Source organism: Clostridium tarantellae (assembly GCF_009295725.1).
Lineage (GTDB): Bacteria > Bacillota > Clostridia > Clostridiales > Clostridiaceae > Sarcina > Sarcina tarantellae.
Map to the genome: position 1 here is coordinate 1 of NZ_WHJC01000159.1, position 7733 is coordinate 7733.

Annotated in this window: 6 protein-coding genes; 5 read left to right on the forward strand and 1 reads right to left on the reverse strand. The window is 25.2% G+C overall.

From position 1 onward, the window contains the following. The first annotated feature begins 198 nt into the window (after positions 1-198). Positions 199-882: a YitT family protein gene (locus GBZ86_RS10230; RefSeq protein ID WP_152890350.1), complete on the forward strand. Its 684-nt coding sequence runs from the start codon at positions 199-201 to the stop codon at positions 880-882. Between the two features lie 106 nt (positions 883-988). Here GBZ86_RS10230 and GBZ86_RS10235 read toward each other — a convergent pair whose 3' ends face one another. Then, the gene (locus tag GBZ86_RS10235; RefSeq protein WP_152890352.1) at positions 989-1912 is read right to left on the reverse strand and encodes a trypsin-like serine protease; all 924 of its coding nucleotides are present in this window, start codon (positions 1910-1912) and stop codon (positions 989-991) included. Positions 1913-2099: 187 nt separating this feature from the next. Here GBZ86_RS10235 and GBZ86_RS10240 point away from each other — a divergent pair, with 187 nt between their 5' ends. The 4 genes from GBZ86_RS10240 to GBZ86_RS10255 all read left to right on the forward strand — a co-directional run bounded on the left by GBZ86_RS10240 (position 2100) and on the right by GBZ86_RS10255 (position 7540). Then, entirely contained in the window at positions 2100-2957 is an 858-nt protein-coding gene (locus GBZ86_RS10240; RefSeq protein WP_152890354.1) for a DegV family protein, read from the forward strand. 188 nt (positions 2958-3145) lie between these two features. Continuing rightward, positions 3146-3364: a hypothetical protein gene (locus GBZ86_RS10245; RefSeq protein ID WP_152890356.1), complete on the forward strand. Its 219-nt coding sequence runs from the start codon at positions 3146-3148 to the stop codon at positions 3362-3364. 17 nt (positions 3365-3381) lie between these two features. Then, positions 3382-5340, forward strand: a complete 1959-nt coding sequence (locus GBZ86_RS10250) for a GTP-binding protein (RefSeq protein WP_152890358.1) — start codon at positions 3382-3384, stop codon at positions 5338-5340. A gap of 241 nt (positions 5341-5581) precedes the next feature. Beyond that, a complete protein-coding gene (locus tag GBZ86_RS10255) occupies positions 5582-7540 on the forward strand; it encodes a carbohydrate-binding protein (RefSeq protein ID WP_152890360.1) in 1959 nt (652 codons plus the stop codon). The last annotated feature ends 193 nt before the right edge of the window (positions 7541-7733 follow it).

Genomic DNA, 7733 nt, shown 5'->3' on the forward strand with positions numbered 1-7733 from the left:
TTATTAAATTATTAAAAAAAGTTCGTATGAAATTTTAAAATATTAAACTGAAGTAGGATATATATGTAAAATAAATAAATATTTTTTTCAAGCTTTTAAATGTTATTAAAATCTGATATGATTTTATTTGCTTAGAAAAAATATGAATATTTAAATAAAGTTGACAAATTATATATTATATGGGGGATGAGAGCACTTATGAGAGAAAAAAAATTAAAATTAATAAAAGAATATGCTTTTATTACTATGGGTGTTATAATTATAGCTTTTGGATTACAAAGTTTTTATTTATCTAATAATATTGCTGCTGGTGGTTTGACGGGATTAGCGCTTGTAATTAACAATTATATACCATCATTTTCAGTATCAGCAATTAATTTTATTGGAAATGGAATTTTACTAATAGGAGCTTTTGCTATCATAGATAGAGATTTTGGGTTTAAAACTATTTATGCAAGTATGATTTTATCAATATCTATTGATATAATAGGTAATTTTTTAAATGGAAATGCTTTAACTAATAATTTATTATTATCAGTAATAGGAGGAGCTAGTGTAATGTCTTGTGGATTATTTTTACTAATATCTAACAATGCATCTACAGGTGGTACAGAAATATTAGCAAAAATTTTAAATAAATATTCTAAAATTAATATTGCTATAGCATTATTATGTGCAGACTTATTAGTAATTATATGTGGAGCTTTAACATTTGGTATAGCAAAAGGAATCTTAGCATTTTTAGCAGTAACTCTTACAGGTACAATATTAAATAATATTATTAAGTTTAATAATAAATTTAAACAAGAAAAATATACTTGTGAAAATATAGAAATTAATGAAACTATAGAGGACATAGGTAGTTATGCTGGAGTGAATTAACATAAAAAACTTAATAAAAACTGTAATTGAAGGTTGATCATATAATATTGAAATATATTGATCAACCTTTAAAATATATAGTTTTTTTATAAGAAAATAGTATATATTAAGAAGTAACTAAATTTACATTTAAAAAAGTTAACACTCTTTTTATAGGATTACAAACTGTTATTTGGTTAGAACCACTCATTAATAATCCAACAGCATAATTATAATTATCAACTACTAAGCTACCAGAATCACCAGGAGATGCAATAGAAGTAGTTACAATTTGTTCTTTAAATAGTGGATCAGTACCATTTCCAAAATCTACTATAATAGAAACGTTAGTACTACTTATTTTACCAGTAGAATAACCAGAAGTTCTTCCACTTTTTTTTACTCCCATACCTACACTAACATCACCAATTCCTTTTACTGCACCAATAGTATTAATTAAAGGTGAATAATCTATATTAGGTTTTATTAGTGCAATGGCACAATCAGTATAGTTATTAGGTGGCTTTGAATTAGAATTTGGAAAATTAACTACTACAAACTTGTGTAAGTAAGCTACTATATTACTAGCAGAATTTGAACCATCTAATACACCTGGTTGAAGAATAGGAGTACCAATGGGCATGGTATTTTTATTAGCTAGTACATGATTATTACTAAGAATGTAACGATTTTTTTCCTTATCTTCTACTATAGCACCAGCAGTACCAGCATAATTAGTGTTAGCAGGACTAATGCTATACCCACAAATTAAAGGTCTTACTTTATCTGTTAATCCAAATGGTTTTACAATTCCAGCTTCTATAACATCAGTTTTAATTCCTAAATAAGTTTCAGGAATTTTTTGAGAAGGATTTAAATCATTAGTAGGTATTTTTTTACTTACTAAAACATGAATACAAGTTTCTCCAGTATCTATTCCATTTTTAACTTTATTTCCTAACCCAATTCCTATAACATTATCTTTATTTAAAAAAATATCATAATGATTATGGCTTATATCAATAATTGTATTTTGTAATAAAGAGTTCATTTAATAAACCTCCAAGTAAATAAAAAATTATTTAATATATAATATGAATAACATATTATATTGACTGTTAATAATTGGATAAAATTATTTTTTCTTTTTATTTTAAATACTTTGAAAAATTTGTTTATGAGAAAAGAATAGATAAATGGTATAATATTTTTCTAGAAGTAAAAATAGGAGGTACAAGATGGGTGTAAAGGTATTAACAGATAGCACAGCATATATACCTGATTCTTTATTAAAAAAGTATGATATTTCAGTTATATCATTAAATATTACTTTAGCTAATAATAGTATAAAGGAAGTTCATATAAGTAATGAAGAATTTTATGAATTAATGAAAAAAAATAATAAATTTCCCAAATCATCTCAGCCATCATTAGATGAAATAACTAATAAATTTGAAAAAAATTTAAAAAATGGAGATGATGTAGTAGCTGTATTTATTTCATCAGAAATGAGCGGAACATTTTCTAGTGCTCATTTAATAAAGGAAGTTCTTTTAGAAAAATATCCTGAAAGAAAAATAGCTATTATAGATTCACGTTCTAATTGTATGCAAATGGGACTAGCTGTTTTAGAAGCAGCAGAAAAAGCTATGTATGGAGCTAGTTTAGAGGAAGTAGTTAATGTATGTGAAGATATAAAAACTAAGAGTAAATTTTTATTTACTCCAGAAACTTTAGATTATTTAAAAATGGGAGGTCGAATAGGTTCAGCAGGAGCTTTAGTGGGAAAAGTTTTAAAAATAGTACCTATTCTTACTGTTTTAGATGGAAAAACATCAGTATTAGAAAAAGTAAGAACAAAAAGTAAAGCAATAGAAAAAATATTATCTATCTTTTTACAAGATTTGAAAGAAAAAGGATTAGGAAAAGTAATAGTGCATCATATTAATTGTGAAGAAGAAGGTATTAAACTTGCAGAGAGAATAAAAGAAAAAATTGATATTAATACTACAGTTGAAGTGATTTCAATTGGACCAGTAATAGGAGCACATGTAGGACCTGGAGCTATTGGCATAGCGTATCATACAAAAAAATAAATTTTTATATTAAAAATTAGTATATAAAAATAGAGCATAAAATAAATTTTTATGCTCTATTTTTATAGTAATTTAAGAATTATTGAAAATTATACTAATTACTTTTATAATGAATGATATAAATATGAAAAATAGAAGTTAAATAAAAAATTTAATTATTAACCAATTTAAATTATTGGAGGATTAATATGAATAAAAATAATAAACTAAATAAAAATAAAGATTTTATTAAATTTATAAAAAAACAGCCTATAAAAATTATAATACATTTATTAACTATAATAGTATGGGCATTTTTTTTGAAAGATTTTTTTGTATATAAATCAACTAATTCATTTTATAGCGTAGGAATATCATTAGCAGCTCTTTTAACTTTTTTTTTAGAATTAAAAATTATGAAAAAATAAATTAATGGAGAAAATATATGAAGAAAACAATAGGAATTTTAGCTCATGTAGATGCCGGAAAAACAACTTTATCAGAACAATTACTTTATTACTCAAATAGTATTAAAAATAGAGGCAGGGTTGATCACAAAACTTCTTTTTTTGATAATAATATAATTGAAAAAGAAAGAGGAATTACTATATTCTCAGAAATTGCTACATTTAATTTTAATGAATCAAAGTATTACTTAATTGATACTCCAGGTCATGTAGATTTTTCTAGTGAAATGGAAAGAGCTATTCAAATATTAGATTATGCAATTATTGTAATAAGTGCAGTTGAAGGAATTCAAGGTCATACTGAGACTATTTGGAATTTGCTAGAGAAAAATAAAATTCCTACTGTTTTATTTATAAATAAAACAGATAGGATTGGAGCAGATATAGAAAAAGTTTTAAAAAGTATTAAAGAAAACTTTGATGATAAAGTATTTTTAATTAATAATAATTTTAGAGATAGTGAATTAAGCAAAGAATTAATAGAGTTTATTGCAGAAAATGATGATATGCTTTTAGAAAAATATTTATTAGAACAATATGAAAAAGATCTTTGGATAGAACAGTTTAAAAATTTGATTAAACAACGTAAAGTTTTTCCTTGTTTTTATGGATCAGCATTACAAGATATTAAAATACTAGATTTTTTTAATACTTTTGATTACATAACTTCAACTGAATATTTTAAAGATGATAATTTTAAAGGTAAAGTTTATAAGATAAAATATGATAATTCAGGTAATAGATTAACTTATATAAAGGCTTTAAAGGGAATATTAAAAGTAAAGGATGAAATACCTTATTTAAGTGAAGAAAAAGAAATTTATGAAAAAGTAAATGAAATAAGATTATATAATGGAGAGAAATATATAACTTTAGATAAAGTTGAAGCAGGGATGGTTTTTGCTGTGACAGGTTTATCAAAAACTAAAGCAGGTATAGAATTAGGGTCTTTAAATAATGGAGAGAAGTATATTTTAGTACCTACTATGAAGTCCAAGGTTATATTTGATAAAAACTTAAATGTTAAAGAAATATTAAAAATTTTTAAAATTTTAGAATGTGAAGATCCTTCTTTAAATATAGAGTGGATTGAAGAAACAGAAGAAATACAAGTTCATATAATGGGGCCTATACAATTAGAAATTTTAAAAACTATAATACAAAATAGATTTAAATTAATTGTGAATTTTGGGCAATGTAAAATTATTTATAAAGAAACTATTAAAGAAAAAAGTTTTGGATGTGGTCATTTTGAACCATTAAAACATTATGCAGAAGTGCATTTAAAGTTAGAGCCTTTAGATAGAGGTAGAGGAGTAATTTTTAATAATAATTGCCATGTAGATGAGTTATCTATAGGATATCAAAATTTAATTAAGAATCATTTATTTGAAAAACAACATAAAGGAATATTAACAGGATCTACAATAACAGATTTAAAAGTTACTTTAATTACAGGGCGTGCTCATAATAAGCATACTAGTGGTGGAGATTTTAGAGAAGCAACTTTTAGAGCTTTAAGACAAGGATTAGAAAAAGTTGAAAATATATTATTAGAACCATATTACTCTTTTAAGATAGAAGCTAATATTGAACATATAGGAAAAGTTTTATCTGATATTCAAAAATTAAAAGGAATTTTTGAGGAACCTAAAATTGTAGGTAATAAGGTGAAAATTAAAGGATATGGACCAGTAGTTAAATTTATGAATTATAGTATGGAATTATTAAGTTTTACAGGAGGAAAAGGAATTATAAATTTAAATTTTATTGGATATGATATTTGTCATAATACTGAAGAGATTATTAAGGAAATAGAATATAACAAAGATAAGGACAGGGAATATACTTCAAGTTCTATTTTTTGTTCAAAAGGACAATCTTACGTAATAGAGGGTTATAAAGCAGATGATTATATGCATTGTTTAAAAAAATAAACTAAACATAACAAAATAGTTATCAAATTAAGTGTGAAATTTAAATAGAGTTTTAAATTATGAAAATAAAATCTTAATTAATTTTTAGTGTATATTTATTTTAAAAGAAGTTGTGTACTAATTGTTTAGTAGCACAGCTTTTTTATTTATAGCTATCTTTAAATTTTTAAAAGTAGTAGCAAAAATAACTTAATTTAAATATTGTAATATAGAGAAGGGTTTAATTAAGGAGGATTTTATAATGGCACTAGAAAGATATGAATATAAAATTATGAGTACAGAAACAAATATTAGAATGCCAGTCTTTAATTATATGGGATTAGATGGGAAAATAGGAGGTGGAGCATATACTGTATTATATAATATAGGAGGCCCAGCAGATGGGTATATAAAATTTCCTTTGAATGTTTCAGATCCAGGAAAATATAATATGTTAATTGATTATATGTCAGGTGATGGAAAAAAAGGTATTAAAATAGATATAAATGGAGTAAATACAGGAACTGTTTATGTTTTACCAAGAACTTTTGGTTCTTCAGATCCAGCAACTTATACAATACCATTAGATTTAGAAGAGACGGAAAATATTATAACATTACATGGAGATGGTAAAAATTTAGCTCCTCACATAGTTGGAGTTGCTGTCATAATTCCAGGATCTCTTATGAAACCAATAGGAATTTATAATGTAGCTAAAGGTATTCTTACTAATGGAGCAATAGTAAATGAAAAAACAGGATTTGTCACTAAACTTGGAGGCATAAATAAAGGAATGTCAACCTTTGATAATATAAATTCTCCGGAAACTGAAAAATATATGTTGTCTATTAAATATTTAGATGTAAATGAAGAAGATAGTCAATTAAAAATAACTGTTAATAATACTAACCTAGGACCATTTACTTTACCAAAGACTGAAGATGATACAGTTGAAAATGCATCTGTATTTACATTACCTGTTGATTTAAAAATGGGAAGTTTAAATAAAATTGTATTTTCAGGAAACGGTACTATACCAGCTCCTGATTTAGAACTTTTTACTTTTACTACTATGCCACCACCAACACCACCAGGAACTTATAGTGTAGCAGGTCGCTTAGAGGGAGGAGCAACTTTTGGAACTGGAATGCTAAAAGGATATGTTACTAATATAGGAGGAGAACTTGATGGAGCAACTACAGCAATTTTTAAAGTTAAAGTTGAAGGATTGTATATTATATCATTAACTTATAAAAATAGTGGTGTTAAAGAACAGTCATTAATGATTGATGTTAATGAAGAAAAAGGCACTGTTCCATATTTATTAAAAAATGCTTATCCAAGTGTAATTTCTTTTGTAGTACCGCTAAAAGAAGAAATAAATAAACTTAGATTTTATGGGGAAAATAAAGAGCCAGCTCCAAGTTTAGCTTATTTTTCTCTTTATCCAGTTACTGCATCTATACCAGAATTTGATACTGCTACAGGAATTTTAAAAAACAAAGCCATGAAAGATGAAGCTACTAACTTTATAAAAGATATAGGTGGAAGAAATATGGGGCGTGTTTCAGTAGATATTGGACAAGTAGAAAAAGGAAGATATAATTTAGTAATAAATTATTTATCAGGAGATGCAGATAGAAGTTTTAGAGTTAAAGTAAATAATTTTGATACAGGAATGGTGTATAATACTAGTAAAACTACAGATTTTGATTCAGATAATGCATTAACATTTACTTTACCTATTGAGGTAAATTCTATTAATAAAAATACTATTGAATTTTTAGGTAATGGAATAAACCCAGCACCTTATTTGGGTAAATTTAAATTAATTTCTACTGCACCAGTAGCTATGGCTGGAACCTATAATGTAGCTAGTGGTATACTAGAAAATGGTGCAGTAATGGCAACAAAAGATTTAGCTTCATTTACTGTTAACTTAGGAGGAGCTGAAAATGGTTCATCCACTGTTACTGTTAAAAGCACAACAACTGGAAATTACAATTTATTACTACAATATAAAAATATTTTTGCAATATCTTTACCATTAGCAATAGATGTTAATGATTCAAAAATTGATGATTATTTACTTCCTCCAAATGTTAATGGTAAGGTTACTATTCCAGTGGCATTAAATTCAGGGGCTAATACTATTAAATTTTATGGAGATGGTACAAATCCAGTTCCTTATTTATCAACATTTAGTTTAAGAAAAAAATAGATTATTTTAATATATTTTATTATAATTTATTTAAGTATAGGGCATTATATTTATGAACATTCATAAATTAGGCGATTGTGAAATTAAGATTTAAAAAATTGTGGATAACTTTTAAAAAAACCAATATTTTGATTTAAATTTGTGCATGAAAATATAGACCCTAACAAAAACGGTCTTTTACAGAAAGATTATG